Here is a 26,257-nt window from a genome sequence, read left to right on the forward strand (position 1 = left end):
TAAAAAGGGAATTTGAATGAACTGGTATCTGGAAGTCTTAAAGAAATACGCCGTATTCAACGGCAGAGCGAGAAGATCGGAATATTGGTGGTTTGTCTTGTTCAATATCATCATCAGTCTTGCTCTTGGAGCAATTGATGGGGTTACTGGAACATTTAGCCAAGCAGCCGGGTTGGGCTTGCTTGGCGGGCTATACACACTGGCCGTATTGCTCCCCAGCCTAGCGGTAACCGTGCGCAGGCTTCATGACACTGGCCGGAGTGGCTGGTGGTTTCTGATTATGTTTGTTCCGCTTATCGGTGCAATCGTGCTACTGGTGTTTATGCTTCTGGACAGTAAACCTGGGCAAAACCAGTACGGCGCGAATCCAAAGGCGGTAACCGCCTGATAGTGCAGTTCAGGGGCGGGTGCGCGCATGTGCACCCGTCCTCTGAACAGTCAAAGGGGGAATTATGGAGTTAGCGGTTTTAATCGCGACCGGCTTGCTGGTCGCGGCTACCTTATTACCGTTGTCGCGCCATCCCCATTGGTTTGTAAGGGGAATGGATTTTCCCCGCCTGCAGCTTGCGGTCATCGCAGCAGTATTAATCCTGATTCAAGTCCTGCTCCTGGATCATGCAAAAGCGCAGACCTGGATTCTTGTGAGTGCCACAGCGGTTTGTCTGGCTTGGCAGCTGTGGTGGGTGCTGCCATATACCGTTTTCTGGCGAGCGGAAGTTAAAGCAGAAAAATCCCCCAGCCCGGATCGCAAACTAAGTATTCTCACGGCCAATGTACTAACACCCAACAAGCAAGCCGATGCCTTGCTGCGGTTGGTCAACCAATACAAACCGGATGTACTGGTAACGTTGGAGTCTGACGCCTGGTGGCAGGGTCATCTCGATACCCTGCAACAGGACATGCCCTACAGCATGAAATGTCCTCTGGATAACCTGTACGGCATGCATGTGTACTCCCGCTTGCAGCTTGATGAAACAGAAATATCCTACCTCGTTGAAGAGGGCATTCCATCAATGCACGCCCTGCTCAAGCTGCGCACGGGCGACCAGGTGCGTGTGCATTTTCTTCATCCTGCGCCACCAAGCCCCACTGAGAATCCCGAATCCGCCGAACGGGATGCCGAGCTGGTGATTGTTGCCCGAACCATCGTAGACAGCGACCAGCCTGTAATCGTGACAGGGGATCTTAACGACGTGGCCTGGTCAGCGACCACACGTTTGTTTCGCAAGCTCAGCGGGCTGCTGGACCCGCGGGTAGGGCGCGGCATGTTCAACACCTTTCACGCCAAATACCCGTTTCTTCGCTGGCCACTGGATCACCTGTTCCATAGTCACCATTTCACCGTGAGTTCGATCAAGCGCTTGCCCTACTTTGGTTCAGATCATTTTGGGCTGTTCACAGAGTTGTCGTTCCGCCCTGTGCGGGGTAAAGATCAGGAAGGGGTGAGGGCCGATGCTGATGACGAGTCCTGGGCTAACTCTATTGCTGACGAACAGGATGTCGATTCGAAGGATGTACCTGCGCCGGGTGAATAGACAATAATACGATTCCTGCTGTTGGTGCGCCCTGGAGGCTTCCGGCGCTTGTCATTAGGAGCACTCGAAAGTGAATCATCCCAAAAACATTGATTCTGTTGTTGAGCTGCAAGGCGACCTTGCAGGCAAACACAAGGCCTATGTGCCCACTGAGGCGGAAGCAACCAAAGCGCTGGTTGCCCAGGATTTCGAAACCCTGCAGAAAAACGGCTTTGTGATTATCGAAGGGTTGCTCAGCGATTCAGAACTGGAGTTAATTCGTGCGGAAGCCTCGCCACTGCTGAATAAGCCCGGCCGCAATAATTTTGAGGGCGTGAAAACGCAGCGGGTTTACAATGTTCTGGAACAAACCCGGGTTATTGACACCCTTGCCGTTCACCCGAGAATTACGGGCCTTCTGAACCGGCTGTTTCAGCCAAATTACCTGCTTAGCCAAGCTCAAATAATCAACATCTTGCCGGGAGAAGCCGCCCAGCCGCTGCATTATGATGATGGCTTCTATCCCATACCCCGCCCACGCAAGCCCCTTGGCGCCGCTACGGTATGGGCGATTGATGAGTTCACAGAAGATAATGGTGCAACGGTTCTCATCCCGGAAAGCCATCTGCTTGGACAGGAAATAGTCACCGATCGCAGCAAGGTCGTTCCAGCCGTCATGCCTGCGGGGTCGGTTGTTTTCTTCCTTGGTACAACCTGGCACGGTGGCGGCAGCAACCAGTCAGCAGCATCCCGGTTGGCTGTTACATGCCAGTACTGCGAGCCCTGGCTTCGTCCGCAGGAAAACTTCTTTCTGGAATTAAGCCAGGAAACCCTGGCCGCCATTCCTGAACAGCTACTGAGCATGGTTGGCTATTCGATTCATCCGCCTTTTATGGGCATGGTGAATGGAATGCATCCCAAGCGTACTTTGAGTGGTAAGACAAAAGGCAGCTAATACAGAGCTGTGTCTTATTCCTGCAACCGCCCCGTCATTTTCCTTCCGTATGCTGCCCTCTCGATTTGAGCAGCAACGGAGAGTGAAGCATGAGCAAGCAGTTCCTTTACGTGATGATGTTGGCGGCCATTGCCGGTCTCGCCGGGTGTAACAGCGGTTCCAACAGCGGCGGTGTTGATTCCCCAATAACCAAACCAGACCCGACGCCTGACCCGGAACCAGATCCGAAGCCGGAACCGGAACCCAATCCTAAAGTGTTGTTGCAGGAAAACTTTGAAGCCGTGGCCGACGGCAAGCTGCCCGAAGGTTGGGTAGCCATGAGCGGCACGGAGGATATGTTTTACACCAACAATGGCAGCCTGTTTGTAGACGGCCGGGGAAATAACTACACCCCCGTCAGCCTGAAATTGCCCGAGTCGCTTCAGGATAAAAGCAACTACCGCATTGATGTTGTGTTTACGATTCAGGAAGCAAACACTGACACTCGCTGGGTTGGTTTCCAGTATCGCGTAGGCATGGGTGTCGAGCCCTACTATCAAATGGCGATTCGCCAGAAAGCCACTGCTGAAAACGGTACAGAGCATGCGCTACGCAACCAGGGCGAGTGGGCGATTGTAGACAAACAACGGTATTCAGAAAACATTGCGTCGGACCAGATGTACACCGCCACAATCGTTGCCCATGGCGATCGGGTTCAGCACTTCCTGAATGGGCAGTTGATGCAGGATTCTGAATTGGACAGCCAGTTTGCCCAAGGGGGTGTGGCTTTCCAGGCGGCCGGTAGTCTTCTTCGGGTTGATGAAGTGACCGTGACCGAGCAATTAACAGCACTGCCGCCATTGTCGCCGATGGCTGAAGTAGCAGAGCTGGATACTGGCGCTTCCATGGCTCCGAGCATTGCTACCGCAGTGCCGACCCTGGCTGAACTGGCGCTAGAGCCGTCCCTCCCGATTTTCTTGAAGCTCGACGACCAGTTGATGCTGACGACCGAAGACGGCGGCAGTTTGGGATATTTGGACAGCCTTCTTGAAGGTGAGCAGTTCAACGCGCTGCCGATGTTTTATGTAACCTCACAGGCCGCCGTGGATGCGCTGGTTCCCGTGGTAGAGAAGCATCAGTTGTTCGACATCACCCTGGTATCGAACAATGCAGAGATTTTGCAGGATGCACGGGTAAAAATGCCGATGATCCGCGCGGCGATGGATTTCACGGGTGCGGGCCTGACAACGGCTCCGGCAGATCTTTTGAGCATCACGCAGGAAACCAATCGGGCTAAAGCCAAGATTGCGATACTGCCGGCGCCTCTGCTGGATAAAGCCTCTGTGATATACCTTCAGAACCGTCTGGTATCTGTTTGGGGCAGTCTGGTAGCGCCAACCAACGAGCAAACCACTGACGTGCTATTGGCCGGTGTGAATGGCTTGGTGACGGATACACCCGAGCAGGCCCAAGAGTTCCTGGCCAAACTGCCGGAAAACACCCTGTTGAGAAAGCCGCTGATAGTGGGTCACCGAGGTGTGCCATCACTGGTGGCAGAAAACACCGTGGCTGGCGCTGTGAAAGCCGCCGAGTTGGGAGCGGATGCGGTTGAATCCGATATCTACCTCACCAAGGACAACCACATTGTCGTGATACACGATGGCACCGTAGATCGGACCACCGATGGCACAGGGCCGGTTGAGGAAAAAACGCTGGATGAACTGAAAGCGCTGACGGTGGAAGGCGCACACGCTGTGCCGACAATGGACGAGTTCTTTACTGCCTTGAAAGGTAAAGAGGTGGTTCACTTCATCGAGATAAAGAGCGGCAAGCTTGAGATAGTGGAGCACTTGAAGCAGGCGATCGATCGCAATGACGTTTGGGACCAGGTTATCGTAATCTCATTCAACTCCGATCAGTTGCTGAAGTTGCAAGAAGTGATGCCCGGCGTCTCCGGTGGTTTCCTGACCGGCTTTGCTACCGACAGCAATATGACGAAAAACCTGCGCCAGATCCTGAAAGCGACGCAGCTGTATTCGTCTACGTTCAACCCTTCCTATAAAAACCTGTCGCCGTCGGTTATGGAGGCTTCCAGGCACCGTGGCACAACCTTCTGGCCCTGGACGTTCCGGGATCAAACCGAGGCAGAAAGCTACTACCTTGCGGGCACCCATGGCATGACGACGGATTACGCCCAGTGGTTTAGTGATTACCCCGTAAGCGTTGATCCGGTGTTGGGTAACATTAATGTAGCAGCCAATGTTGGCGTGGCAGTGGATGTGACCCTGACCACGCAGCTGGGTGAAACTCAGGCGGCTGAAGCAAATCGCTTCATTGTGCTGACCAGCTCGGTGGACTACACCAACGATGGTGCTTCGCTTATGTTTACAGCGCCCGGCACGGCGACCCTTCTTCCCGTGTATGAATACACGCTGGGCAACGGAGCGGCTTATCGCGTGATTGGCGCGCGTGTGGCAGTAACCATCAACTAAAATGAGTCTTGGGTAGCACCAAGCGATTTTTACTGCCTTAAAGGCACGGGGCATACTCCCCGTGCCTTTTTTGTTGGCTTGAGCAAGGCTTGTCAGGCAACCGGCCGCTTTCTCTTTAGTTCCCGGGTCGATTGGCGTTACGCTATTCCTGTGTGGCAAGAAAAAGGCAGCTAACCAATGGTGAAATTAAAGTATGAGCAGTGAACAACCGAATAACCCTCTGCACGGCATTACGCTGGAGCAAGTCGTAACACGGCTGCAAGAACATTATGGCTGGGACGGGCTGGCTCAGCGGATCAACATCAATTGCTTCAAAAGCGATCCTTCGATTAAGTCATCGCTGAAGTTTTTGCGCAAAACCCAGTGGGCCAGGGATAAGGTTGAGGGTTTGTATATTTCAACGTTTGCTTGAGGCTGGCGCCGCGAAGGCATACGTTATTCGTTATCAGGTATATGTCATGTCGAAAAAAGTAGTCATGTTTGAGTACGAGAAAGAAACTAAAAACAGTGTGCGCTACAAGGAGGTTCCTGATGAAGGCACGGCTCCTATTGTGGGCTCTTTGTATGTGCAGAAATGGTTCGCGGGCAGCAGTAAGACGATTGAGATAACGATTGATAAAAAGGACTAGTACGGCACAGATTCAGGCCAACCAAGGTTCTTTGCAATAGGCATAAGGGGGCAAGCCGTGAAAGAGACCGGTAAAATCAACTACGTAGAAATGCCGTCACGAGACCTTGAAGCCACAAAGAAGTTTTTTTGTGATGCATTCGGGTGGGCGTTTATCGACTATGGCCCTGAGTACGTTGCAATTCAGAACGCGGGTCTGGATGGCGGATTCTTTAAATCAGACCATGTGGCGACGACCAGCAACGGAAGTGTGTTGGTGGTTCTTTATAGTAGCGATCTGGAAGCTACGCTCGAAAAAGTGAAGCAGGCTGGAGGGAAGGTTGTTCTGGATATTTTCACTTTCCCCGGTGGTCGCCGTTTTCATTTTAGTGATCCGAGTGGCAATGAATATGCCGTTTGGTCAGAGCTAGGTGCTTAACAAGTCTGAGCGAGTCGGTAACGCTAAGAAGACAATAACACACCTTTTTGATGGCCCGGAACTGGCCGTTTATGAATAAGCGCAAGGAGCGAAATATGAAAAATGAAATGGTTTATGCCATGACTGAGAGCTTTGAGGGCCATGCCCAGAAGACTGAAAATGGCGTTGAGTACTGGCTGGCCAGGGATCTCCAGCAACTACTAGGTTATAGCGAGTGGCGTAATTTTTTGTCCACTATCACCAAGGCAAAAACGGCCTGTGAAATATCAGGGCATGATATCGGTAACCATTTTGTTGACGTCAACAAAATGGTCGAACTAGGCTCAGGTAGCCAGCGTGAGATAAATGACATCATGCTGACTCGTTATGCCTGTTATCTGATCGCCCAGAACGGCGATCCCAGAAAGCAGGAAATTGCCTTCGCACAAACCTACTTCGCCATGCAAACCCGCAAGGCCGAGCAAATCGAGCAGCGCCTGCTGGAAGCCGAGCGTGTCTCAGCCCGCAAGAAACTGTCCGCAACAGAAAAAGAGTTATCCGATGTGATCTACGAACAAACCGGAGGCAACCAGAACTTCGCCCTGATCCGCAGCAAGGGTGATACTGCTCTGTTCGGTAAAAATACCAAATCCATGAAAGCCCATTGGCAGGTGCCGGATAACCGCCCGCTGGCAGATTTTGCGCCTACTATTATCCTGAAGGCCAAAGACTTCGCCACCGAGATCACAATTCACAACGCCCGCGAAAAGGCCATGAGTCGCGAACCGGAGATCTCGCAAGAGCACGTTACCAACAATGAGGCTGTGCGCCAGACCCTGCTCAGCCGAGGCATTCGCCCGGAAGCCCTGCCACCAGGGGAAGATGTAAAAAAGGTCGAGCGTCGACTGACATCGGCCCAAAAGAAAGCGATTAAAAACCCCGACGGGCTGGAGGAAGAGTAAGCATTGAAAAACACAGCTAAATTATCCGAGTGCAGGAAATACCGTTTCGCCCTGTGGCGAACCTGGGATGAATCGAAACCCTATGTGATGTTTGTTGGGCTCAACCCATCCACTGCGGATGAGACAACTGACGACCCAACACTAATCCGATGCGTCAACTATGCGAAAGCATGGGGTTTTGGTGGTGTGTGCATGGCCAATATTTTTGCATTTCGTGCCACTGCGCCAAATGATATGAAGGCGGCACAGGATCCGATAGGCTCTGAGAATAACGAGTGGCTAATAAAGCTGTCTGGCGATGCGGGTTTGGTTGTGGCTGCATGGGGAAATGATGGTTCATTTCTGGGCCGTTCTGATCAGGTGAAGGGGCTTCTGCCGAACCTGCACTGTTTGAAGTTGAACAAGTCAGGTGAGCCAGCGCACCCGCTGTATCAAAAAGCGGATAGAAAGCCCGTGCCAATGAGTGATTAAAAACCGCGACATATAGCGGTTCTCCGAGGAGATGTGACTTTGCGTTTGCGAATACTGTCGGATCTGCACGTTGAGTGTTTTCAGGAAGGTCGTGAATTGCCGGAGGTAGCTGCGGATGTGGTTATTCTTGCCGGTGATATCCACCGCACAACAGAAGGTCTTGCTTGGGCGGCAGAGCGGTTTGGCGGGCAGGAGATAATCTACGTTGCGGGTAATCATGAGTTCTACGGAACCAGCATGCCCGAGGCCCGCGCAGCATTACGTGTCGAAGCCCGGCGGCTAGGGATTCACCTGCTTGATAACGATACGGTCGATATTGATGGTGTGCGTTTTCATGGCACCACACTATGGACAGATTTTGGGTTGTACCAAGGCCAGCCGAATGATGATCCGGTGGGCACCCGTCAGCGCGCCCAGGCGTTCATGCCGGATTTTCGAATTATCCAGCAGCCAGCAGGTGAGGTGTTTACGGTTGATGAGAGCCAGAGGTTGCATGCCGAAGCCATCGCCTGGCTTGAGGCAGAATTAAGCGAGCCTGTGCCCGGGCCGCGAGTGGTGGTTAGCCACCATGCACCCTTGCCAGAGTGTATACCGCCCAAGTACCAGGGCGACTCCCTGTCGCCAGCTTTTGCTTCGAACTTGCGGGCGCTGATGGGGAGGATGGATCTGTGGGTTCACGGCCACGTTCATGAGCCAGTTGATTTGCAGGTTGAAGGTACTCGCGTATTCGCCAACCCCGGTGCTTATCCCAGAGAATATGACCCACCGCTGTTTGCTGCAGACAGAATTATCGAGGTGTGAGTGCATAACCGGTCTTATGGCATCAAGGCTTTGATTTATGCCATTCAACTATTCTCATAAACCAGTATCATGAATGCTTCATTTAAAGGTTGAGTGAATATCATGACAGCAGATTTGAATAGTCGGCACGGATTGAACCCTGCGCACAGTGAATTGGCAGAGGCGTGCAAAGTTATTGAGCCATGCAAAGCCCTCGATATGGGCTGCTCCAACGGGCGTAACGCCTTATACCTGAGCCAGCTTGGTTTTGATGTGACGGCCGTGGACAACAACCCTGGCGCTATCAGCATGCTGCAGCAAATTGTCAGCAAAGAGGGGATCGCCAATGTTGAGGCGAGGGTATACGACATCAATAACGCCGAGCTTGGGGCGGATTATGGGCTGATTGCCTGCACTGTCACCTTGATGTTTCTCGATCCGGCCCGTGTGGGTGCAGTCATTGCTGACATGCAGAAGCGCACTCTGCCCGGTGGCTATAATCTGATTGTTTGCGCCATGAATACCCCGGAATACCCATGTCCCGTTCCCTTCCCGTTTACCCTTGAGTCGGGGCAGCTGAGAACAGCTTATGAGGGATGGGAGCTGGTTAAGTACAACGAGGATCTGGGCACCATGCATAATGGTGCCCAGTTGCAGTTTGCTACCATGTTGGCGCGGAAACCTGGTTAGATGCAGTGATCGCTTATCAAAAGCAACTGCTCATGATAGTTGCCACTGGCTGGATCTCGGCCGCAGGCGCCAATGACGCTTGTCTGGCGTCTGCCCAGTCTGACCTGGAGCGTCTGTACTGCGAGGTTGTCGAACTTGGAGGCGGTGCAGGGCTTCCTTCTATGGTGGATTTCAAACGCAATGACCCAAAGGTGCAGGCGCTGTTGTTACGGCAGCCTGCCAAGCGTTTGAGCCTTACACTGCCTGAGGTTTCGGCCGGGCGTGAATCTGAATCCAAGCCCGCACGCAAGCCAGCGGCGGCCGAACCGCAGCGGGAACCGGCGAAGGAGTCCGTCTCTGAACCGTCGGTTGCCCAAGGCTTGGCGGATTGCCAATTGAGGGGAGAGCTGATTCAGTGCCCGAATACGGCATTCAAGTTAGCAGGAAATCGCACGCTGGCATCACTGGAAGATGGTGTTCTGGAGCCGGGTAACCGCCTGGGAATCGTGCCTTTCAACGGCGCTCGTAGTGATGATGAGGCCGTGCGATCCTACCTTTCAACTGCTTATGATCGTTACATCCCCAAAATGCTGGCCATTGGTCTTGGCGCAAACACCATGAGCTTCACGGCATTTCATAACGCCTTTCACACCCTTGAAAGCGGCGGCGTGGATTTCTCCGAGCGTATGGAGAAAACCTACGAGTTGCTCAAGCAGGATCGAAAAACTTTGGGCGTGAAAGCCCGCTATCACGATGAACTGCCAGAAAACCTGGCTCAGTGTGTGACCATCGATCGCAGTATCATTGTGTGCGACAACGTCGGGACCAACTGGGTGTTTGTTCGCACAAAGTAGAGCGTGGTTTACAGCTTTTTGTAGCGCCGTTCTGGCCGGCCGATGCTGCCATAGCTGACTTCGGCTACAACGGTGCCTGTGCCGGTCATGTATTCCAGATAACGCCTGGCAGTTGTGCGGGATGCGCCCATGGCGTTGCCCACTTCTTCAGCGCTCCAGGGCTTGCCGCCGGCAATCAGTTCGCGAATCTTGTCCAGGGTTATAACATCAATGCCTTTTGGCAGGCGGTGATTGTGATCCTGGTTTGTGTCGCCGGAATTGCGTGGGAGTATGGCGTCTACTTCATCCTGCCCCAGGAGTTTTAGTGCCGACAGGCGCGCAAGATGGTCGCGAAACCGGTTGATGGCTTCTTCCAGGCGCTCGAATACCAGTGGCTTCAGAATGTAGTCAAACACGCCCCCGCGCAGGGCAGTGCGTAGTGTTTCCACTTCTTTGGCGGCGGTGATCAGAATGATATCGGTGCTGTTGTCGCTGGCGCGCAGTTCGCGCAATAAATCCAGCCCGCTGCCGTCGGGAAAATACACGTCCAGCAATATCAGGTCGGGCTGCAGCACTTCAGCCTGCTCTCGGGCATCAGCCAGGGTGTGGGCTATGCCGCACAGTTCCACCTGGTCCAGTCGCTGCACAAAGCGGCGCTGGATTTCTGCAATCTGGCGGTCGTCTTCGGCGATCAGCAGTCGGATGGGGGGCACGATGGGCTCCTGCCTGTTGGTTTTTTGGGTAAGTATAGAGTGAAGCGGCTGCCACCAGCCACGCTCAGGTTTTCCACCGTAATCGAGCCGCCCCAGCTATCCAGAAACTTGCGTACCAAATGTAGCCCAAAACCGTGTTCATGGCCGGCTTTGCTGGTTACGCCCTTCTCGAAAATCTGGTTTTGCAGTTCCGGTGCGACACCGGGGCCTTGATCTTCTACTTCAAAGATCAGTTCCTGGCCAAGATCTGTCATAGACAGCTGTACTCTGCCGTTTGGGCCAGTGTGGCGGCGGGTGGCTTCCAGTGCGTTATCAATCAGGTTGCCCAGTACGCTGACCAGCTGATCGCGGGGCAGGTTGTCTGGCAGGTCGGTCATCTGGCTGTCCGGGTCTATGTCCAGATGCAGGCCCATTTCCCGCGCCCGGTTATGTTTGCCCAGCAGGCAGCCGGCAATGATGGGGTCTGGTACGGCCTCCAGCAGCAGGTGAATCAGAGCCTGATGGCTACTCACTTCGCTGCCGATAAGCCCCAGCGCATCGTTGTAGGCGCCCAGTTGGATCAATCCGGCAATGGTGTGCAGTTTGTTGGAGTATTCGTGCGTCTGGCTGCGCAGAGTGTCGGCGTATTGCTGGATGTGGGTGAGTTGCTGGCTAACGTGGTCCAGCTCGTTGCGCAGGCGGAAGCTGGCCACTACCCCGATAATGTCGTCGCCCTGGCGCATGGGCAGTCTGTTGACCACCATCTGCTTGTTGCGAAGCCATACCTCGCGATCGAAATCCGGTATGCCACTGCTCAATACCGACATCAGGTCGCTTTCGGGGAGTATGTCCAGAATGGGGCGGCCGGCTACGGGCGTGTCCTCATCCAGGCCCAGGGTGGTCAGTGCGGCCAGGTTAACGGTGGTTATAATGCCGTCGCGATTGATGGCAATAATGCCCTCACGCACCGATTGCAGTGTGGCATCCCGCTCCTGGAACAGGCCGGCAATTTCTTCCGGCTCCAAACCAAAAATTGCACGCTTGAAGCGGCTGGCAATCACCACCGCCGCGAGAATACTTATCAGCAACACCACGCCTAGTACGCCGTACAGTATGAAGTTGTAGTGCTGCACAGTGGCCTCTACCTGGGCCACGCTGTACCCCACTGACACTATCCCGATGATGGCGCCATTAGTGGGGTCAAGTACCGGGGCTTTGCCGCGCATGGACTCGCCCAGATTCCCCATGGCGCGGGCAATATAGCCTTCGCCCTCCACCAGGGCCTTGTGGCCGTAGTCGCCATCATCGTCGGCCATGGAGTGGCCAATGCGGGCGGGGGAAGGGTGGGCCAGACGGATGGCATCGTGGTCGCCAATAACAATAAACAGGGCTTCGTTGGTGGTGGCAAGCGTGTGGGTGAGGGTGTTCAGGTCTTCAACGTTGCGTTGCTGAATGCCGTTGATAATCGCAGGGCTTGCGGCGATGGTTTTAGCCACCATCAAGGCGCGCTGGCCAATCTCGTTATACAGGGATTCGCTGAGGTAGTAGCCGGCAAACAGCCCAATAAGCAAGGTTTGCAACACGCTCACCAGGCCCAGGGTGAAAATCATGCGGGTTTTGAGTTTTGTGCGTCGCTTTGCAGGCATAGGCTTTAATCAGAATCGTCTATTGGCGGCAAGGTTCAGGGTAAAACACCCCAACCGGGTTTGCCCGTGAACTTTATGAACAAAAAGCACAGTAGTTTTTTTAAGTGAGTTACGCTCGCAAACTTCAGCAAATACGGATTGCCTTCTAGTCTGTTTATTGAAACAACAACGAGGTGATCAATATGTTTTTCAAAACAACAATAGCATTTGCAGCAGCGGCTGCGTTCAGTATGTCTGCCATGGCCTGGGAGCCCAGCGGAAAAGTTGAGTGTCTGGCACCGGCTGACCCCGGCGGCGGTTGGGATTTTACCTGCCGCAGTGTGGGTAAGGTTATGCAGGAGCTGGACCTGGTAAGTGGTTCAGTACAAACCGTGAACATGGCGGGCGCAGGTGGCGGTGTTGCTTATGCCCACACCGTAAGTAAGCGTAAAAACGACGACAAACTGATTGTTGCGGCCTCTACCGCTACTACCACCCGGCTGGCTCAAAAGCAGTTCCCGGGGATGGATGCCTCCATGGTTAAGTGGGTTGGCGCATTGGGCGCAGACTACGGCATCATCGCTGTAAGCAAAAACTCCAAATATGAAAACCTGAACCAGCTGATGGATGCGGTGAAAGAGAACCCGCGTTCAGTCAAATTCGCTGGCGGCAGTGCCCGTGGCGGCTGGGATCACCTCAAGGTGCTCATAGCAGCAAAGGCTGCAGGTGCTGAGAAACTGCCTTCTATTCCTTACCTGTCGTACAACAACGGTGGCGAAGCCATGACACAAGTGGTTGGCGGCCAGGTGGACGCATTCACGGGTGACGTATCCGAAGCCACTGGCTTTATGGAATCCGGTGATTTGCGCGTGCTGGCGGTGCTGTCAGAAGAGCGCCTGCCGGGCAAGTTCGGCAACATTCCTACCGCTCGTGAGCAGGGCATTGATGCCCTCGGCCCTAACTGGCGCGGATTTTACATGCCAAAAGACACCTCCGCAGAAGCGCAGCAGTATTGGGTAGGCGCAGTCGACACCCTTTACGCCAGCGATGAGTGGAAGGCGGTCATGAAAAATAACGGCTTGATTCCATTCCACCCGAAAGCCGGTGAGTTTGAAAGCTTTGTAACCAACCAGGTGCAGGACATTGAAACCCTGTCCCGGGAAATTGGTCTACTGAAATGACTGGCCTGGGCGACCGTATTCTGGGCTTGTGCCTGTTGGTGCTGGCGGTTGCCTATGGCTGGGTGGCGCAACAGTGGCCTGAACCCTTCGGTGGTACCGAGGGGGTAGGGCCGGAAACCTTCCCCACCATGCTGGCCGTTGTGCTGGTGGTGGGGAGCCTGTACCTGATGATCAAGCCGGATGCCGACACCCAGTGGCCTGTTGGGAAAACAGCCCTGGAGTTGGTGGTTTCGATCATTGTGCTGGTGGTTTACGCGCTGCTGCTTGAGCCATTGGGCTTTGTTATCTCCACTACCCTGGCGGTTGGCGCGTTGAGCTGGCGCATGGGTGCACCTGCTAAATCAGCGTTTGCAATTGGGCTGCTCAGTGCCGTTGTGGTGTTCGGGTTGTTTAACTATGGCTTGTCTCTGAGCCTGCCCACTGGCTTGCTGGGAGGCTTTTAACCATGGAAACACTTGGTTTTCTGATGGACGGGTTTGCGGTGGCGTTAACGCCGTACAACCTGATGTTTGCGCTGTTTGGTGCCTTCGTGGGCACCCTGATTGGCTGCCTGCCAGGCCTGGGCCCGGCGAATGGTGTGGCCATTCTGATACCTCTTGCCTTTACCTTGGGCTTGCCGCCTGAAACGGCAATGATTCTGCTCACATCGGTTTATGCGGGTGCCATGTACGGCGGCCGGATTTCATCGATCCTGCTGAATATCCCGGGCGATGAGCCAGCCATGATGACCTGCCTTGATGGCTACCCCATGGCGAAAAAAGGCCGTGCGGCAGATGCCTTGGCAATCTCGGCGATTGCCTCCTTTGCGGGCAGTCTGATCGGGACCTTGGGGCTGATCATGCTGGCGCCAGTGCTGGCGCGCTTTGCGCTGACCTTTGGGCCGGCGGAATACTTCGCGCTGTTCTTGCTCGCCTTCGCTACGCTGGGAGGCATAACCGGCAAGAACCCGATGAAGACGGTGATTGCAGCTGCGCTGGGCATCATGATTTCCACAGTGGGAATCGATATCTCTACCGGTACCCAGAGGTACACCGGGGGCGTGCTGGAGCTGTATGAGGGCATCGATTTCATTTTGGCGATTGTGGGTCTGTTTGCCATATCCGAGCTTCTGTTTTTTGTAGAAGCACGCATGGGCAAAGGCCGCAGCAAAGTGAATATGGGCAAGCTGACGCTGACCTTCAAAGAGATTGTATCGACAATTCCCACTCAGCTGCGTGGTGGTGTGCTCGGCTTTATTGCCGGAGTTCTGCCAGGCGCGGGGGCCTCATTGGGAAGCTTTATAAGCTATACCCTTGAGAAGTCGGTGCTCGGCAAAAAAGGCCGCTTTGGAGAAGGTGATATTCGTGGTGTAGTGGCGCCGGAAGCCGGTAACAATGGTGCCGCGTCGGGTGCCTTGGTGCCCATGCTAACCTTGGGTGTACCCGGAAGTGGTACTACAGCAGTATTGCTGGCGATGTTGATTTCCCTCAATATTACGCCCGGGCCTCTGATGTTCACCCAGAATGCGGATATCGTGTGGGGTGTAATCGCCGCACTGCTGATTGGTAACGTATTGCTGCTGATACTGAACATTCCGATGATCGGAGTGTTTGTAAGGCTGCTGTCTGTACCGCCTATGTACCTGCTGCCAATCGTCACCATGGTGGCGTTTGTAGGTATCTACTCCATCAGCCACAGCACCTTTGATCTGTACTTCATGATTCTGTTTGGTGTTGGCGGTTATATTCTGCGAAAGCTGGAAATTCCTTTGGTTCCCATTATTCTGGGCCTGTTGTTAGGGCCCGAAATGGAAAAGAACCTGGGCCATGCGCTGATACTGTCTGATGGTGACTGGACCACACTCTGGTCGAGCCCACTGTCGATAGGGTTGTGGCTGGTAGCCGGCCTTGGTTTGGTGTTGCCGACGTTGGTCGGACCTGTTCTGCGTCGTCGTATGCGCAGCGCCATCAAGGAAGGGCCTGTTAGCGACTAAGCGCTAAGGTAAGCCGTTTCGGCGGGTATTATGAAGGATGTGCACCGGGCTTTGCCCGGTGTTTTTATTTATCGAAGCACAGGAAGTTATGTCAGATTTTTCTCTAATCCAGTATGCCCTGGTCGCACTGATTTTTATCTGGAGCGGGTTCGTGCGCTCTGGCCTGGGCTTTGGCGGAGCGGTGCTGTCGCTGCCGTTCCTGTTGCTGGTGAAAGACGACCCGCTAATCTTCCTGCCCATCATTGCGGTGCACCTGCTGTTTTTCTCATCTTTGACCATCTGGATGAACAATCGCAAAAGTCGCACCGGCAAAACCGGTGATGGTAGCCAAAAGCTGACCGGGTTCGGGCCAGATGCAGCCGCAAAAGCACCCGAAGGCACGGTTGATTGGTCCTACCTCTGGCGGATGCTGGGCATCATGCTGGTACCCAAATTGATTGGCGTGTTTGGCCTGTTTACGCTGCCGTCTCACGTGCTGAGTGCAATTATTTTTGTGATTGTCGCGGTCTACTCGGTGTCTTACATCATCAACAGACCTTTCCGCAGCAGAAGTAAAACCGTGGATGTGATCTTGCTGATGGCCGGTGGTTACATCAGCGGCACCTCGCTGATCGGCGCACCGCTGATTATTGCGGTTGCGGCACAGCACGTGGCACGGGAGAAGCTGCGCGACACCTTGTTTGGCCTTTGGTTTATTCTGGTGTTGATCAAGCTGGCCGCATTCATCTGGGTTGGGCTTGATCTGCAGTTGATCCATCACCTTTGGTTACTGCCGTGTGCCGCGGTAGGGCATGTGATCGGGCTACGTTTTCACGAGCGTATTCTGAAAGCGGAAACACCGGTGTTTTTCCGCATGCTGGGGGTGGTGCTGTTGGTGGTCAGTAGTGTGGGTATGGTTAGCGTATTGCTTTAACAGCACTATTCTATGAACAGAATTCGATCTGTATTACGCAGTTTGATGGCTATGATTGAACGCTAGGGTCTGACGTTTATGCCGGATTTATTAAGGTCTGAGTTATAGGGATGTGCAAGGCCAGGACAGTGCCGTAGTTTATGCAAGCCTTAGTAAAGCGAGCAGTAATAAGCCTGCTCGCTTCGGTTAGACTCAGGCTTGAAGTACATTGCCCGTTTTTTATGTTTACGTCCAAATACTTGGAGGCAAGTAGCAACTACCCTCTACGGCACCAATCCGGCCGTTATCTTAAGTGCCGTGTTTGCGAGGTGAACACTCCGATTACATGCAGGGTCTATGGCGCCCTTCATGAATCTTTACCCGGTCAATGGCGAAACCGTCAAACTGTCTCATGTAGGCACCATCTCCCACCTTTTCAAAAACACTGCAACCGCCACGATGTCCGTAACCCACGTTGGTGCAGAATTCTCCATCTTTTACTTCCCAGGTTCCGAGATATCTCGTATAGCCAGAAGCTTGTTGAGCTCGCTTTTCCTGACCATAGATTTTGCCATCCTCCGAAAAGTACTCATAAAACGTGCGACGACACTCACCACCTTCCTGGTAATCTGCTTGCAAAGTATTCCCTACAAGTAGCTTGGCAATCTGCTCCCCATCGAGAATTTCCTGACTGAGAACAACGCTGGAAGCAGAAAACAAGAACGCCAACATGGTGATAGCAAATGTTTTTTTCATAATATTCCCTCAAGAGTTAATCCACGGTTCAGAGTATAGGATATCTGCCCTACTTTTCCATTCTTACTGCAGCGCCGTGAAAACTTGCAAGCCCCAACATAACAGCGTGTTGGTTGCCCTGGGCCTCAATAGAGCATGTGGTCGGGCTGCGCTTCCATGAGCGTATTCTGAAAGCGGAAACACCGGTGTTTTTCCGCATGCTGGGTGTGGTGCTGTTGGCGGTCAGTAGTGTGGGTATGGTTAGCGCGTTTTTTTGAACTAACCTTTTCGCCCCAATCTTTCCAGCGCCATTAGCGTGTCTGTGTATTTCACCAGCCGGTTTAGATACTCCGGCGACAACTTCTGCATTTCGGCCATTGCCAGGCTCACCAGGCGGTGTGCGTTCATGGGGCCGGCGTCTTCGGGGGCCTGTTCGATGGCGCAGCGAACACGGTCCTGAAGGGCTTGCTCTCCCCGGTCTGCCGATGCTCTGGCCATGGCTTTTAGAGGCTGGTGGGAGCTGGTGTTGGCAATGCTCTGTGGGGCTTCTGAGCTTTCTTCGGGCGCTCCAAACACCAGCTGTTCAAGCGTCGACCGGGGTTGTGTTTGAGGTGTACTCTGGGTTTGATTCAGCCTGTCCAGCAAAGCTGAGAGCGGCGAAGGGCCAGGTGCTTCAATGGTTTTTGTTGACTGCTGAAGTGCTTCGAACCTTTCCTTGTAATCTGCGGCAGCCTGCTCCAGCTTCTGCCAATGGCGGGTGTGCTGCAGACATTTTGCTTCCAAGCGCAGCGCCAAGGCTTCCAGGTAGCGGAAGCGAGCCGGGTTCATCTGGTCGGCTCCGGCGTTTCGGAGGTCTTCCAGTTGCGGGTGAAAGCTGGTGGCTTCGGCTAACGCATTCATCCGCTGCCAGCCTCCGCTTCAGCCGTTGCAGGTGATTGAGGTGCCAGAGGTACAGTGCTAATTTCTACTCGCCGATTCTGAGCTCGGGATTCTGAATCAATATTGGGCACCGCCGGATGGTGCGGGCCAAAGGCTGCGGCGAATACCCGATCGTTGGGCAGGCCAAGTTCTATTAATGTTCGGGTGACTGTAAGTGCCCTCTGGGCAGACAGCCCCCAGTTGTCTTGGTACCGGTTGCCGCTGTGCATGGGCAGGTCATCGGTGAAGCCGCTGATCATCAGCAGTTCCGGGTGCTGAGTCAGATAGGTTTGCAGCGGGGTGATGAGGGCTTCCAATACTTCCACGCCATCGGCTTGCAGCTGATCCGAGTTCAGCTCAAACAGCACGTTGCCACTGATGCCAATGCGGCCATTGTGAAAGGTCACCAGGCCTTTGGTGAGCGGATCTTCCAGTGCTTGCTCCAGGGCAATCCGCCGCTGTTCTTCGGCTTCCCGCTTGGCTTTTTCTTCCTCAAGGGATTGGCTCAGTTCCAGTTGAACGCCAATCACCCACACCAGTATCAGCACCAGAATACCCACCAGCGCAGCCATCAGGTCTGAGAATATTGCCCAGATAGGGGTGGACTGCTGTTCACCGTCTTCCAGATATTCCATCAACTGGCTCCGCTGGTCTCGGCGTGATTGGCGATCAGAGCTGTAGCCGCATCAATCACGTCTTTCTGGGAGCTTACGGAGAGGTCGATAACTTCTCGGGCCTGGGCAACGTAATAGGCCAACTGTTCATCGTGGCGCTTGCCGGCTCCATCCAGTGCTTTCTGAATGTTGGCCAGGCTTTCCTGAAGCTGAGTGTTAGACGCGCTGAACAGTTCTACTGCGGCAAGGAAGGATTCGCTGAGGGCGCCGACTTCCTGGCTGCTGCCGGTGATGTCTTCGCCCAGCTTGCCGAGTTGCTGGCTTTGCTCCTGAATCAGAACATTAAAGCGTTCGCTGATGCCTGTGAGGGTGTCGCCTGCACCACTGATAAGAGAATCCACCGCCTCGCGCTGGCTGTCTGCATTGCTGCGCTGGGATTCCAGAAGGCTGTCCAGCTCCTGAACCAGCCGCTGACGCTCTTCCAGCAGTTGGTTTTCCCGTTCGCTGTTGCGGGCCATTTCGCTTTGCAGTTGCGAGATCACCCGTGCGGCGGCTTTGGGGGTTTCCGACGCGGTTTCTATCAGGCGGGTCATGGGGGCTTCCAGGCCGGCGCCCAATTCGGTCAGGTGTTTGGTGACGGTTGCTTCCAGCTGGGCCAGGCGTTCATTGGCCGCGTCGCCTCGGGTTGCTTCTTGCTCATGCAGTTTGGAAAGCTGCTCGCTGATTCGGGTGATGAGAGCATTCAGGCCTTGTTGCTGATTGGTGGTGAGCTTGGCGCTTTCTTCACGGAAGTGGGATTGGTATTCCTGCAAGGTATTCTGCAGAGCTTTGCTGTGTTCAGCCGAGGCTTGTTGCTGAGCCAGAAGATTTTGCTGCCAGTTATTACCTGCTTCCTGTGTGGTTTTCTGGAAGCTATCTGTGAGTTCAGCAAGCTGCTGCTCGGTGGTGGCAGACCAGTCTTCCTGGAGCTTTCCGGCGCTGGACTGCAGAGTTGTCATGGCTTCGGTAACGATCGGCTCTATGCGCTCAGCGGCCAGGCGGCTGCTCGATTCCAGAGCTTTCTCAAGAGACTCGGCCACAGACGTTGCCAGGGTCTGGTAGTGACCGCCAACGGTGGTGTGGAACTCTTGCTGATTTCGGGTAAGGGATTGCTCAAGCTGCTGCCCTAGCTGCTCCATGCGGGCGGTCATGGATTCCATGGCAGTTGCCAGTTGGGGCAGGGCTTCTGCTTGGGATTCCAGTGCTTTGAACGCCTGTTGGCGCTGATAGTCTGTCGACAGGTGGTGTAACCGCTGGCGCAGAGTCTTATCCAGCTGGCGGGATACCTGTAAGAGTTCCCGGCGGCTGAGGGTGGAGGCCAGCCCCAACATTGCGGACGCTGCCACACCGGCAATGGAGGTGCCGAAGGCCAAGCTCAGCCCGGCAATCGGGGCGGCCAGAGCGCTGCGAATCACACTGAGTTCGGTGCTGCCATCCAATGCAGATGCCGCGCCGCTCAAGGTCACAATCATGCCGGCAAAGGTGCCTAGCAGGCCAAGCATAACCAATAGGCCAACCAGGTAGGGCGTAAACTGCGGGCTTGGCAGTGCAGCAAAATGCCCATCAATGCGCCTCTGTACTGCAAACTGAACTTGCTCCGGCAGGCCGGAGAGCCAGCTTGTCAGTTGCTCGCGGCTTTCCGGTGTGGTGCCCAGCTTCTGTTGCAGTTTTCGGGTTGTGCTCCGGAACCCCATCAACTCAACAAACCCCAGCGTGTAGACCGCCGCAATGATGACCGTTACGGACAGCGCCAGCAGGTCAGAGCCTAAAAAGCGCTGGCCAATCCAGGCCGTTACCGCCAGGCCTATGGCAAAAGCGAAAAAGAAGAAAAGTCTGCTCATGGAGAATCCATTACCTCGTTGTGGCAGGCCTCAAGTAATCCCAGTACTGGCTCCAGCCGAACATCCAGTTCAGCGAGTAAAAGATTCTGCGCTTCTTCGCAGTAACGGTGGAGCCAATCATCCGGCGCAATGCCGGTTTCGTGGGAGGGATCAGAGGTTGTTTGTTCTGCGGGAGACAGCGCGTGAAATCGCTGCTCCAATACTTTGGAAATATGAGAGAAACACTGGCTGGTGTACCCGGTCATTGCCTGGTCGAAGGTTGAATCCAGCTCTGCCAGCCTGGCCAGATTCTGGTTGTGATCCTTCATCGCTTTTCGGGTTTTGTCGCGAAGCTGACGGCTGGCGGCGATCACTCTGCGTTGCAGGGTTAGCCAGCTATTCAAATACAGTTCAAAATCCACATTATCCGTTGGCTCAATTTCATCGCCGTACTTGGAGATTTTTCGAACGAGTGCTGTGCGAGTGGTGGCCAGTTCCTTAATGATTCGTTCAAAAGCTGGCCCTTGATCCATGCCCGGATGGCGGGATCGAAAAGCAATCGCGGAATCCAGAACAAGGGTGTCTGAAAGCCCAAACAGTCGCCCCAGGCGTTCGCCACAACAGGGCAGCGGGCCGTCAGCAAGCGGCGCCCCGGATTGGGCTAGCAGCTGCAGCAGCCTTGGTGGTGAAACCCCGGCAGAATGTGAGGGTGATTGAGTCATCAAATAATCGCGCACAGGTTGGGTAACAGGAAAATCCCGGGCTTTCTGGGGCGACTATTCTAAAGGGTATGGGAGGTGATTGATAATGACTGAATTGCCAGAAATATATGCCCGAACAGACTATGCCCGGGCATATATGCAGTGCTAACCGATCAGCGCTTGGCCATCAGTGCTTCAAGTTCATCGGCGCCGCCAACCAGCTGGCCGTCGATAAATACTTGCGGGGTTGTGCCTTTGCCGGTCACTGCCTGCAGGGTGCTGTAAGACAAGCCGCCACTGCCCAGCTTGATCTCTTCATACTTGTAACCCTTGCTCTGTAGCAGCGATTTGGCGCGCGTACAGTGCGGGCACCCGGGCTTTGTGAATACTGTTACCCGTGCCGGCAGGGTTGCATCCGGCTTGATGTAGTTGAGCATTGTGTCGGCATCGGACACTTCAAACGGGTCGCCAGGCCTGTCTGGCTCTATGAACATCTTTTCAATGGTGCCGTCTTTCACCAGCATGGAATAGCGCCAGCTGCGGTCACCAAACCCGATGGCGCTTTTGCTGACCAGCATGCCCATTTCACGGGAGAAGTCGCCGTTGCCGTCTGGAATGAATTCGATGTTGTCGGCGTGCTGGTCTTCAGCCCATGCCTGCATGACGAAAGGATCGTTCACCGACAAGCAGATTACCCGGTCTACGCCCAACTCTTTGAATACCGGTGCCAGCTCGTTGTATCGCGGCAAGTGAGTGCTTGAACAGGTTGGTGTAAACGCGCCCGGCAAAGCGAACACAATGACTGTTTGGCCGTTGAATAGCTCGTCGCTGGTTACCGATGTCCACTCGTTGTCACGACGAATGGGAAACGTAACCTGAGGGACTTTCTTACCTTCCGATGAACTTAACATTTAAAACTCCTTGGAGTTCGTGGGTTATTTGTTCGATAGGGAAACTGTATCGCAATCAAACCTTTCTGGACACAGGAGATTGTCAGAGCCAAGTATAAAGTCGAGAGCCCCTTCGTAAGTCAGTTCAGCCCATACTGCCGGGGCCGTTCAAACCGGTAAAATCCTTCCTCTTCTTCCCGGGCGATGGTCGGCGCAGCCATTCCGAAGTGCTTCTCGCGCAATTCGTTGAGTGCTGTTTTGAGCGCTTCCCCAGACAGGCGCTGGTTTAGAGCGTCCCGTTCGGTGGTGTAGACTTCGCCCTTCTGCCATTTGTCTTCCCGGACCTGATCCTGTTCGGCCATTCGCTCCACGGCGCCTTCGGAAAAGCCTAGTTGGAGTCTGAGGCTGTTAATGGCTTGCTGGCGTTGGTTCGGGGGCAAGTTTTTGAGTTTGGTTTGCACGCTTTCCAGGCTGAAAAGAGCATGCCCCAAGGCGCCAGAGCCTGCGAACTGGAAGCCCAGATCTCCACCGTAAACCTCTTCTGCATTGGTTTTCAACTGGTGTGCCAGCTCTGTTAGCTGCAGTTCACTGGCTTCATTCAGGTGTGTCATTTTTTGCTGGAAGACCTGTGACTTCTCTTCCAGATAGGACTTTTCTTCCCCCCATATCTGGCTTGCTATAGCCCCGAAGAGGGCTTCCCGCTGTTGCCAGAGCTCCATTTCCTGTTGAAAAACAGGGAGTGCATGCAGGCGCAGCTCGTTGTTGTCCAGCCACGTGTTATAGCGGTCGAGGTTGGCCATGAGGGCTATGATTTGGCTGCGTAGTTCTGGAAATGCCGTTTCTATCGCGCGCTCAAACAGTTGAGCGCCAACGTCGGGGTACTGTTCCAGCAAGGCTCGTCGTTCGTTATACAAACGAGCTTGAGTTGCGGGCTCGGCTATGGAGTCTCCATAACTTTCCAGATATTGCACAGCCAACTTTATAGCCAACTGTGATGAATCTTTTGCCGCGGGATCTTCAAGTGAGTGTTCTGAGTTGGCGCTGTGTCCGGTTCCGTTCGTTATCTGATGCACCTGTTCATCTGATTGATGAAGGAGCATGTAGCCACCGATTGCGCCAACGGCGACGATGACGGTAAGAAGGCCATAGCGTGTCTTTGAGCTCATTGTTTTGCCTTTGAAGCATGGTGGCCGCGAATGCGGCCACCAAATTCCAGTTACTGATTAGAGCAGAGGTTGAAGCTTGGGCCAGATCAGATCTGCAATTTTTTTCGAACCGCTATCTGCAGGGTGAATGCCGTCGAAAATAATGTCGCTGTTGCTGATGACCGGGCGGGTATCAACAAAGGTGCAGTCGAGCACGGAGTTCTTGCACGCACGGGCCAGAGTGGCATTGCCGTAATCGATGGCTTCTTTCATGTCTTTCAGGCGGAATAGCCCGTTTTTGGTGTAGTAGTACCCTACAAAAATGCCCTTCCGGACACCGGCTGCCGCCATTTCATTTAGGAAATCTACGCCTTCAACGTAAGTGTTATCAATAATGTCGATACACTTCTGGCTCAGTCTTCCGAAGCGGTACCACGGCGTTTTGCAGCTGTTCGAGTTGAACATGATCGCGGGGATCAGAAGGTCGTTACCGCCGCCATCACCTACCACTATGTCGATGTTCGGGTCGTCAGAGACCGCCTCGCGAAACTGGTTAGGAATGGAAGGTGCAATCAGCTCTCCGCTAAGCTCGGCACCGGATACGGTGTAGCGCCGGAAGGTTTCACCTGCTTTTGATTCAAGCTGATTCTGTATCTCGCCAGACAGGGCGAAGATTGAGTCACCAACAAAAACCACCTGGTTGTTGTCTGCATCCGTCACCTTGTCGTTGCTGAGCAGGTAGCCCAACTCACTGCAGCCGGTGAATAGAAACGCGGCACAGACCACAACGGCAGCCCGAAGATGGGCGGCGCGGCTTGGTACCGAGACTGCGGCTCGTTTTTTAATATTGTTATCCATTATTGCAACTCCGTTTGTAAGGGAAGTACTTTTTTTCTTTTGGTACTGCAATATGGATAGTGGCTTGTAGTGGGGGTTTATAGAAACGGAAAAACGCGGTTTGGCTTGTCCTAAGCGGCCAGTTGCAAGCCACTGTGAGCGGGGTCACATTGGATTCCAAACGGACTATTAACCTTTGTGTAAAAGGCGGTGGTGGTCAGCCTGCAATTGAGCCGGGGTGACCACCACTTCAAGGCTTTTTAAGACAATATAACCAAATGATTTGGCAGTTCATCTTTCTGGTGGGTGGCAGGTACCTTGGCTTTCAGGTGCTTTCCACAGTCTTCAATGCAGGAAATGAAGCCCGTCAGTGTCTCGCCCTGTTTTACTTGCTTGGTGAATGCCGCAATGATGTCTTCCCAGGCGTCGTTGCCTATTCTTTCCGATATGCCCCGGTCTACCAGAATCTCAACGTAGCGCTCGGCTTCAGAGACGAAAATCAGCATGCCAGTGGCGCCTGCGGTGTGGTGCAGGTTCTGTTCCAGAAACTGACGCCGGGCCAGGTTTGACGCACGCCAATAGCCTACGGATCGGGGGATCAGCCGCCTGTTGATGCCGGGTATCCGGAACACCAGACTGAGCAGGGCAAACACGCCCCATTGGCTGAGGAGGAGTACATCTGCCGACAGCCAGCTGGTAAGGTAATTAATAATACCGGGCACCAAAAGCGCAATGATCCCGGCCCAGAGCAGGGGGATATATGCGTAATTGTCGGCCTGGGCGGTTAGCACCGTTACCACTTCTGCGTCGGTTTCACGCTCAACTGCGGTGATAGCGGCCGCCACTTGTTCCTGTTCCTGCTTGCTTAGTAATGTCATGGGGTATCACTGTTTGTTGGGTTGAAGGTTGCCTTTCCGATGCGTGCTTGATCGCTACCAGCCACCAGATGCCCCTCCGCCGCCGAAGCCTCCGCCCCCGCCGCCAAAACCACCTCCACCGAAACCGCCACCACGGCCACCCATGCTGGCGCCTAGCAGTGCACCACCTACCAGAGCTGCGCCTGAACGGCCGCCTTGGCCGCGGCCACCACCCATGAAGAAAATGACAGCCATAATGAATAGGAAAAACATCAACACCGTTTTCGGGTTGGGTTTTTCCTGGGGGCCGCTTCCGGTTCTGGCCGGCGCAGCCAGGGGCTCGCCGCCAAGAACTTGCACCATGGCGGCAGCGCCATTGGCAATGCCTTGTTCGAACTGACCTTGCTTGAAATCGGGGGCGATTATCCGGTTGATAATGGTGGCTGAAGCCGCATCAGTAAGGTGCCCCTCTAGGCCATAGCCCACTTCTATCCGAATTCTGCGTTCCTCCTTGGCAACGATCAACAGAGCGCCATTATCTTCACCTTGCTGGCCTATGCCCCAGTGACGGCCTAGCTGATAGCCATAGTCTTCTATGCCATAACCCTGAAGATCCGGCACGGTGACGACCACAACCTGCTCTGTGGTGCTTTGTTCGTGGGCCTCAAGCATTTGGGCTATCCGGCTTTCGGTAGCAGGGCTCAGCATCTCCGCCTTATCCACCACCCGACCCGTCAGTTCCGGGAACTCTGGCGCAGATTGCGCCAGCGCCGCTGATACAGGCAGTACAATCAGGGCAAGTATGACCGCAACGGGGTGGATAAAGGCGTAGCGCAAAGAGTGTCGCGAAGGAAATTGCATTTAAAACGTTACCTTGGGCGCTTCGTCGGCATTGTCGGCCGTAGCCTTGAAGTTTTCACGCACTTCCATTTCGCTATAGAGAATGCTGTGCCAGATTTTGCCCGGGAAAGTCCGGATCTCGGTGTTGTAGCGCTCTACCGATTGAATAAAGTCGCGCCGGGCAACAGCGATGCGGTTTTCAGTGCCTTCAAGCTGCGACTGCAGGGCCAGGAAGTTTTGGTTCGATTTCAAATCCGGGTAACGTTCGGAAACCGCCATCAATCGGCTCAATGCGCTGCTGAGTTCACCCTGAGCTTGCTGAAATTGCTGGAGCTTCTGAGGGTTGTTCAGAATGCTTTCATCAACCTGAATGGAGGTTGCCTTGGAGCGCGCCTCAATAACCGCCGTGAGCGTTTCCTTCTCCTGAGCAGCAAAGCCTTTCACTGTTTCCACCAGGTTAGGTACCAGATCTGCCCGGCGTTGATACTGGTTTTCAACCTGCGACCAGGCGGACTTAACTTTTTCATCGTAGGTGGGAATGTTGTTGATGCCGCAGCCGGTTAGCAGAAACGCCAGCATGAGCAAGGTTATGAGTTGCCGCATCGAACGCATGGGTGTGTATGTTGGCTGTGTTTGCATGGTGTAAGAGTTCCCTGATGATGACCAATGCCCCCGAACCAAGGGCTGTTAATGGTAGAAAGGGTCTCACACTCAGCCATTTCAAAACAGCCTGCTAGACTATCAATACTGATATCCGGTTGGCTGTTTAAGATCATACTGGTTGAGAGCTGGGTAGCCATTGAGCCATCTTCCTTCTTT

At 54.1% G+C, this 26,257-nt stretch carries 30 protein-coding genes; 17 read left to right on the forward strand and 13 right to left on the reverse strand.

What is annotated here, in order from left to right; translation table 11 throughout:
• Positions 1-16: 16 nt before the first annotated feature.
• From RKA07_RS15200 to RKA07_RS15255, 12 genes are all read left to right on the forward strand, one after another.
• The gene (locus RKA07_RS15200; protein ID WP_200205119.1) at positions 17-388 is read left to right on the forward strand and encodes a DUF805 domain-containing protein; all 372 of its coding nucleotides are present in this window, start codon (positions 17-19) and stop codon (positions 386-388) included.
• Positions 389-452: 64 nt separating this feature from the next.
• Positions 453-1,535: an endonuclease/exonuclease/phosphatase family protein gene (locus RKA07_RS15205; RefSeq protein WP_310966696.1), complete on the forward strand. Its 1,083-nt coding sequence runs from the start codon at positions 453-455 to the stop codon at positions 1,533-1,535.
• Between the two features lie 70 nt (positions 1,536-1,605).
• The gene (locus RKA07_RS15210; protein ID WP_310966697.1) at positions 1,606-2,469 is read left to right on the forward strand and encodes a phytanoyl-CoA dioxygenase family protein; all 864 of its coding nucleotides are present in this window, start codon (positions 1,606-1,608) and stop codon (positions 2,467-2,469) included.
• Between the two features lie 89 nt (positions 2,470-2,558).
• Complete coding sequence (locus RKA07_RS15215; RefSeq protein WP_310966698.1) at positions 2,559-4,940, forward strand: glycerophosphodiester phosphodiesterase family protein; 2,382 nt, start codon at positions 2,559-2,561, stop codon at positions 4,938-4,940.
• A gap of 193 nt (positions 4,941-5,133) precedes the next feature.
• A complete protein-coding gene (locus RKA07_RS15220) occupies positions 5,134-5,352 on the forward strand; it encodes a VF530 family protein (protein WP_310966699.1) in 219 nt (72 codons plus the stop codon).
• A gap of 46 nt (positions 5,353-5,398) precedes the next feature.
• Entirely contained in the window at positions 5,399-5,569 is a 171-nt protein-coding gene (locus RKA07_RS15225) for a hypothetical protein (RefSeq protein WP_310966700.1), read from the forward strand.
• Between the two features lie 57 nt (positions 5,570-5,626).
• Positions 5,627-5,986, forward strand: a complete 360-nt coding sequence (locus RKA07_RS15230; RefSeq protein WP_310966701.1) for a VOC family protein — start codon at positions 5,627-5,629, stop codon at positions 5,984-5,986.
• A 95-nt stretch (positions 5,987-6,081) separates the two neighbouring features.
• Positions 6,082-6,927, forward strand: a complete 846-nt coding sequence (gene dinD, locus RKA07_RS15235; RefSeq protein WP_310966702.1) for a DNA damage-inducible protein D — start codon at positions 6,082-6,084, stop codon at positions 6,925-6,927.
• Positions 6,928-6,930: 3 nt separating this feature from the next.
• Positions 6,931-7,398, forward strand: a complete 468-nt coding sequence (locus tag RKA07_RS15240; RefSeq protein ID WP_310966703.1) for a DUF1643 domain-containing protein — start codon at positions 6,931-6,933, stop codon at positions 7,396-7,398.
• Positions 7,399-7,437: 39 nt separating this feature from the next.
• Positions 7,438-8,199 (forward strand): metallophosphoesterase family protein, encoded by a 762-nt coding sequence (locus RKA07_RS15245; protein ID WP_310966704.1) that lies wholly within the window; start codon positions 7,438-7,440, stop codon positions 8,197-8,199.
• A 102-nt stretch (positions 8,200-8,301) separates the two neighbouring features.
• Positions 8,302-8,868, forward strand: a complete 567-nt coding sequence (gene tehB, locus RKA07_RS15250; RefSeq protein ID WP_310966705.1) for a tellurite resistance methyltransferase TehB — start codon at positions 8,302-8,304, stop codon at positions 8,866-8,868.
• A gap of 32 nt (positions 8,869-8,900) precedes the next feature.
• Positions 8,901-9,701 (forward strand): hypothetical protein, encoded by an 801-nt coding sequence (locus tag RKA07_RS15255; RefSeq protein WP_265091961.1) that lies wholly within the window; start codon positions 8,901-8,903, stop codon positions 9,699-9,701.
• A gap of 8 nt (positions 9,702-9,709) precedes the next feature.
• Here the strand turns inward: RKA07_RS15255 and RKA07_RS15260 are convergent, their stop codons facing one another.
• A complete protein-coding gene (locus RKA07_RS15260; RefSeq protein ID WP_200205103.1) occupies positions 9,710-10,393 on the reverse strand; it encodes a response regulator in 684 nt (227 codons plus the stop codon).
• Complete coding sequence (locus tag RKA07_RS15265) at positions 10,372-12,018, reverse strand: sensor histidine kinase (RefSeq protein ID WP_310966706.1); 1,647 nt, start codon at positions 12,016-12,018, stop codon at positions 10,372-10,374. The genes RKA07_RS15260 and RKA07_RS15265 overlap by 22 nt, the downstream gene beginning before the upstream one ends.
• Before the next feature lie 182 nt (positions 12,019-12,200).
• Here RKA07_RS15265 and RKA07_RS15270 point away from each other — a divergent pair, with 182 nt between their 5' ends.
• From RKA07_RS15270 to RKA07_RS15285, 4 genes are all read left to right on the forward strand, one after another.
• Positions 12,201-13,178: a Bug family tripartite tricarboxylate transporter substrate binding protein gene (locus tag RKA07_RS15270; protein ID WP_310966707.1), complete on the forward strand. Its 978-nt coding sequence runs from the start codon at positions 12,201-12,203 to the stop codon at positions 13,176-13,178.
• The gene (locus tag RKA07_RS15275; RefSeq protein ID WP_200205100.1) at positions 13,175-13,621 is read left to right on the forward strand and encodes a tripartite tricarboxylate transporter TctB family protein; all 447 of its coding nucleotides are present in this window, start codon (positions 13,175-13,177) and stop codon (positions 13,619-13,621) included. Before RKA07_RS15270 ends, RKA07_RS15275 begins: the two co-directional genes overlap by 4 nt.
• A gap of 2 nt (positions 13,622-13,623) precedes the next feature.
• On the forward strand, positions 13,624-15,150 hold the full coding sequence (locus RKA07_RS15280) for a tripartite tricarboxylate transporter permease (RefSeq protein WP_310966708.1): 1,527 nt from the start codon (positions 13,624-13,626) through the stop codon (positions 15,148-15,150).
• Between the two features lie 88 nt (positions 15,151-15,238).
• On the forward strand, positions 15,239-16,063 hold the full coding sequence (locus RKA07_RS15285) for a TSUP family transporter (RefSeq protein WP_310966709.1): 825 nt from the start codon (positions 15,239-15,241) through the stop codon (positions 16,061-16,063).
• Positions 16,064-16,384: 321 nt separating this feature from the next.
• Here the strand turns inward: RKA07_RS15285 and RKA07_RS15290 are convergent, their stop codons facing one another.
• Complete coding sequence (locus tag RKA07_RS15290; protein WP_310966710.1) at positions 16,385-16,798, reverse strand: hypothetical protein; 414 nt, start codon at positions 16,796-16,798, stop codon at positions 16,385-16,387.
• 113 nt (positions 16,799-16,911) lie between these two features.
• On the opposite strand from RKA07_RS15290, the gene RKA07_RS15295 reads away from it, so the two are divergent.
• Entirely contained in the window at positions 16,912-17,055 is a 144-nt protein-coding gene (locus RKA07_RS15295) for a hypothetical protein (protein WP_310966711.1), read from the forward strand.
• A 1-nt stretch (position 17,056) separates the two neighbouring features.
• Here RKA07_RS15295 and RKA07_RS15300 read toward each other — a convergent pair whose 3' ends face one another.
• The 10 genes from RKA07_RS15300 to RKA07_RS15345 all read right to left on the reverse strand — a co-directional run bounded on the left by RKA07_RS15300 (position 17,057) and on the right by RKA07_RS15345 (position 26,050).
• Positions 17,057-17,677, reverse strand: coding sequence for a DUF2894 domain-containing protein (locus tag RKA07_RS15300; RefSeq protein WP_310966712.1), 621 nt, complete (start codon positions 17,675-17,677; stop codon positions 17,057-17,059).
• Complete coding sequence (locus RKA07_RS15305) at positions 17,674-18,330, reverse strand: OmpA family protein (RefSeq protein ID WP_310966713.1); 657 nt, start codon at positions 18,328-18,330, stop codon at positions 17,674-17,676. Before RKA07_RS15305 ends, RKA07_RS15300 begins: the two co-directional genes overlap by 4 nt.
• Positions 18,330-20,189 carry a DUF802 domain-containing protein gene (locus RKA07_RS15310; RefSeq protein ID WP_310966714.1) on the reverse strand — a complete coding sequence of 620 codons (1,860 nt, stop codon included), beginning with the start codon at positions 20,187-20,189 and terminating at the stop codon, positions 18,330-18,332. The genes RKA07_RS15305 and RKA07_RS15310 overlap by 1 nt, the downstream gene beginning before the upstream one ends.
• The gene (locus RKA07_RS15315; RefSeq protein WP_310966715.1) at positions 20,186-20,890 is read right to left on the reverse strand and encodes a DUF3348 family protein; all 705 of its coding nucleotides are present in this window, start codon (positions 20,888-20,890) and stop codon (positions 20,186-20,188) included. Before RKA07_RS15315 ends, RKA07_RS15310 begins: the two co-directional genes overlap by 4 nt.
• A 152-nt stretch (positions 20,891-21,042) precedes the next feature.
• Positions 21,043-21,780, reverse strand: a complete 738-nt coding sequence (locus tag RKA07_RS15320; RefSeq protein WP_310966716.1) for a glutathione peroxidase — start codon at positions 21,778-21,780, stop codon at positions 21,043-21,045.
• A gap of 119 nt (positions 21,781-21,899) precedes the next feature.
• On the reverse strand, positions 21,900-22,925 hold the full coding sequence (locus tag RKA07_RS15325; protein ID WP_310966717.1) for a hypothetical protein: 1,026 nt from the start codon (positions 22,923-22,925) through the stop codon (positions 21,900-21,902).
• 57 nt (positions 22,926-22,982) lie between these two features.
• Positions 22,983-23,762, reverse strand: a complete 780-nt coding sequence (locus RKA07_RS15330; RefSeq protein WP_310966718.1) for an SGNH/GDSL hydrolase family protein — start codon at positions 23,760-23,762, stop codon at positions 22,983-22,985.
• 239 nt (positions 23,763-24,001) lie between these two features.
• The gene (locus tag RKA07_RS15335; protein WP_200368933.1) at positions 24,002-24,619 is read right to left on the reverse strand and encodes a TPM domain-containing protein; all 618 of its coding nucleotides are present in this window, start codon (positions 24,617-24,619) and stop codon (positions 24,002-24,004) included.
• Between the two features lie 54 nt (positions 24,620-24,673).
• Positions 24,674-25,459, reverse strand: coding sequence for a TPM domain-containing protein (locus RKA07_RS15340; RefSeq protein ID WP_310966719.1), 786 nt, complete (start codon positions 25,457-25,459; stop codon positions 24,674-24,676).
• Entirely contained in the window at positions 25,460-26,050 is a 591-nt protein-coding gene (locus RKA07_RS15345; protein WP_310966756.1) for a LemA family protein, read from the reverse strand.
• Positions 26,051-26,257: the final 207 nt, after the last annotated feature.

It is taken from the genome of Marinobacter xiaoshiensis, from assembly GCF_031631795.1.
Classification (GTDB): Bacteria; Pseudomonadota; Gammaproteobacteria; order Pseudomonadales; family Oleiphilaceae; genus Marinobacter; species Marinobacter xiaoshiensis.

Bases quoted from the DNA above. Each gene is read 5' to 3' on its own strand.
- RKA07_RS15345 (WP_310966756.1), bottom strand. From the start codon at position 26,050: ATGCGTTCGATGCGGCAACTCATAACCTTGCTCATGCTGGCGTTTCTG.
- RKA07_RS15220 (WP_310966699.1), top strand. From the start codon at position 5,134: ATGAGCAGTGAACAACCGAATAACCCTCTGCACGGCATTACGCTGGAG.
- RKA07_RS15275 (WP_200205100.1), top strand. From the start codon at position 13,175: ATGACTGGCCTGGGCGACCGTATTCTGGGCTTGTGCCTGTTGGTGCTG.
- RKA07_RS15335 (WP_200368933.1), bottom strand. From the start codon at position 24,619: ATGACATTACTAAGCAAGCAGGAACAGGAACAAGTGGCGGCCGCTATC.
- RKA07_RS15305 (WP_310966713.1), bottom strand. From the start codon at position 18,330: ATGGAATATCTGGAAGACGGTGAACAGCAGTCCACCCCTATCTGGGCA.
- RKA07_RS15300 (WP_310966712.1), bottom strand. From the start codon at position 17,677: ATGAATGCGTTAGCCGAAGCCACCAGCTTTCACCCGCAACTGGAAGAC.
- RKA07_RS15215 (WP_310966698.1), top strand. From the start codon at position 2,559: ATGAGCAAGCAGTTCCTTTACGTGATGATGTTGGCGGCCATTGCCGGT.
- RKA07_RS15310 (WP_310966714.1), bottom strand. From the start codon at position 20,189: ATGAGCAGACTTTTCTTCTTTTTCGCTTTTGCCATAGGCCTGGCGGTA.
- RKA07_RS15225 (WP_310966700.1), top strand. From the start codon at position 5,399: ATGTCGAAAAAAGTAGTCATGTTTGAGTACGAGAAAGAAACTAAAAAC.
- RKA07_RS15255 (WP_265091961.1), top strand. From the start codon at position 8,901: ATGATAGTTGCCACTGGCTGGATCTCGGCCGCAGGCGCCAATGACGCT.
- RKA07_RS15280 (WP_310966708.1), top strand. From the start codon at position 13,624: ATGGAAACACTTGGTTTTCTGATGGACGGGTTTGCGGTGGCGTTAACG.
- RKA07_RS15285 (WP_310966709.1), top strand. From the start codon at position 15,239: ATGTCAGATTTTTCTCTAATCCAGTATGCCCTGGTCGCACTGATTTTT.
- RKA07_RS15205 (WP_310966696.1), top strand. From the start codon at position 453: ATGGAGTTAGCGGTTTTAATCGCGACCGGCTTGCTGGTCGCGGCTACC.
- RKA07_RS15270 (WP_310966707.1), top strand. From the start codon at position 12,201: ATGTTTTTCAAAACAACAATAGCATTTGCAGCAGCGGCTGCGTTCAGT.
- tehB (WP_310966705.1), top strand. From the start codon at position 8,302: ATGACAGCAGATTTGAATAGTCGGCACGGATTGAACCCTGCGCACAGT.
- RKA07_RS15315 (WP_310966715.1), bottom strand. From the start codon at position 20,890: ATGACTCAATCACCCTCACATTCTGCCGGGGTTTCACCACCAAGGCTG.
- RKA07_RS15265 (WP_310966706.1), bottom strand. From the start codon at position 12,018: ATGCCTGCAAAGCGACGCACAAAACTCAAAACCCGCATGATTTTCACC.
- RKA07_RS15340 (WP_310966719.1), bottom strand. From the start codon at position 25,459: ATGCAATTTCCTTCGCGACACTCTTTGCGCTACGCCTTTATCCACCCC.
- RKA07_RS15320 (WP_310966716.1), bottom strand. From the start codon at position 21,780: ATGTTAAGTTCATCGGAAGGTAAGAAAGTCCCTCAGGTTACGTTTCCC.
- RKA07_RS15200 (WP_200205119.1), top strand. From the start codon at position 17: ATGAACTGGTATCTGGAAGTCTTAAAGAAATACGCCGTATTCAACGGC.
- dinD (WP_310966702.1), top strand. From the start codon at position 6,082: ATGAAAAATGAAATGGTTTATGCCATGACTGAGAGCTTTGAGGGCCAT.
- RKA07_RS15325 (WP_310966717.1), bottom strand. From the start codon at position 22,925: ATGAGCTCAAAGACACGCTATGGCCTTCTTACCGTCATCGTCGCCGTT.
- RKA07_RS15290 (WP_310966710.1), bottom strand. From the start codon at position 16,798: ATGAAAAAAACATTTGCTATCACCATGTTGGCGTTCTTGTTTTCTGCT.
- RKA07_RS15330 (WP_310966718.1), bottom strand. From the start codon at position 23,762: ATGGATAACAATATTAAAAAACGAGCCGCAGTCTCGGTACCAAGCCGC.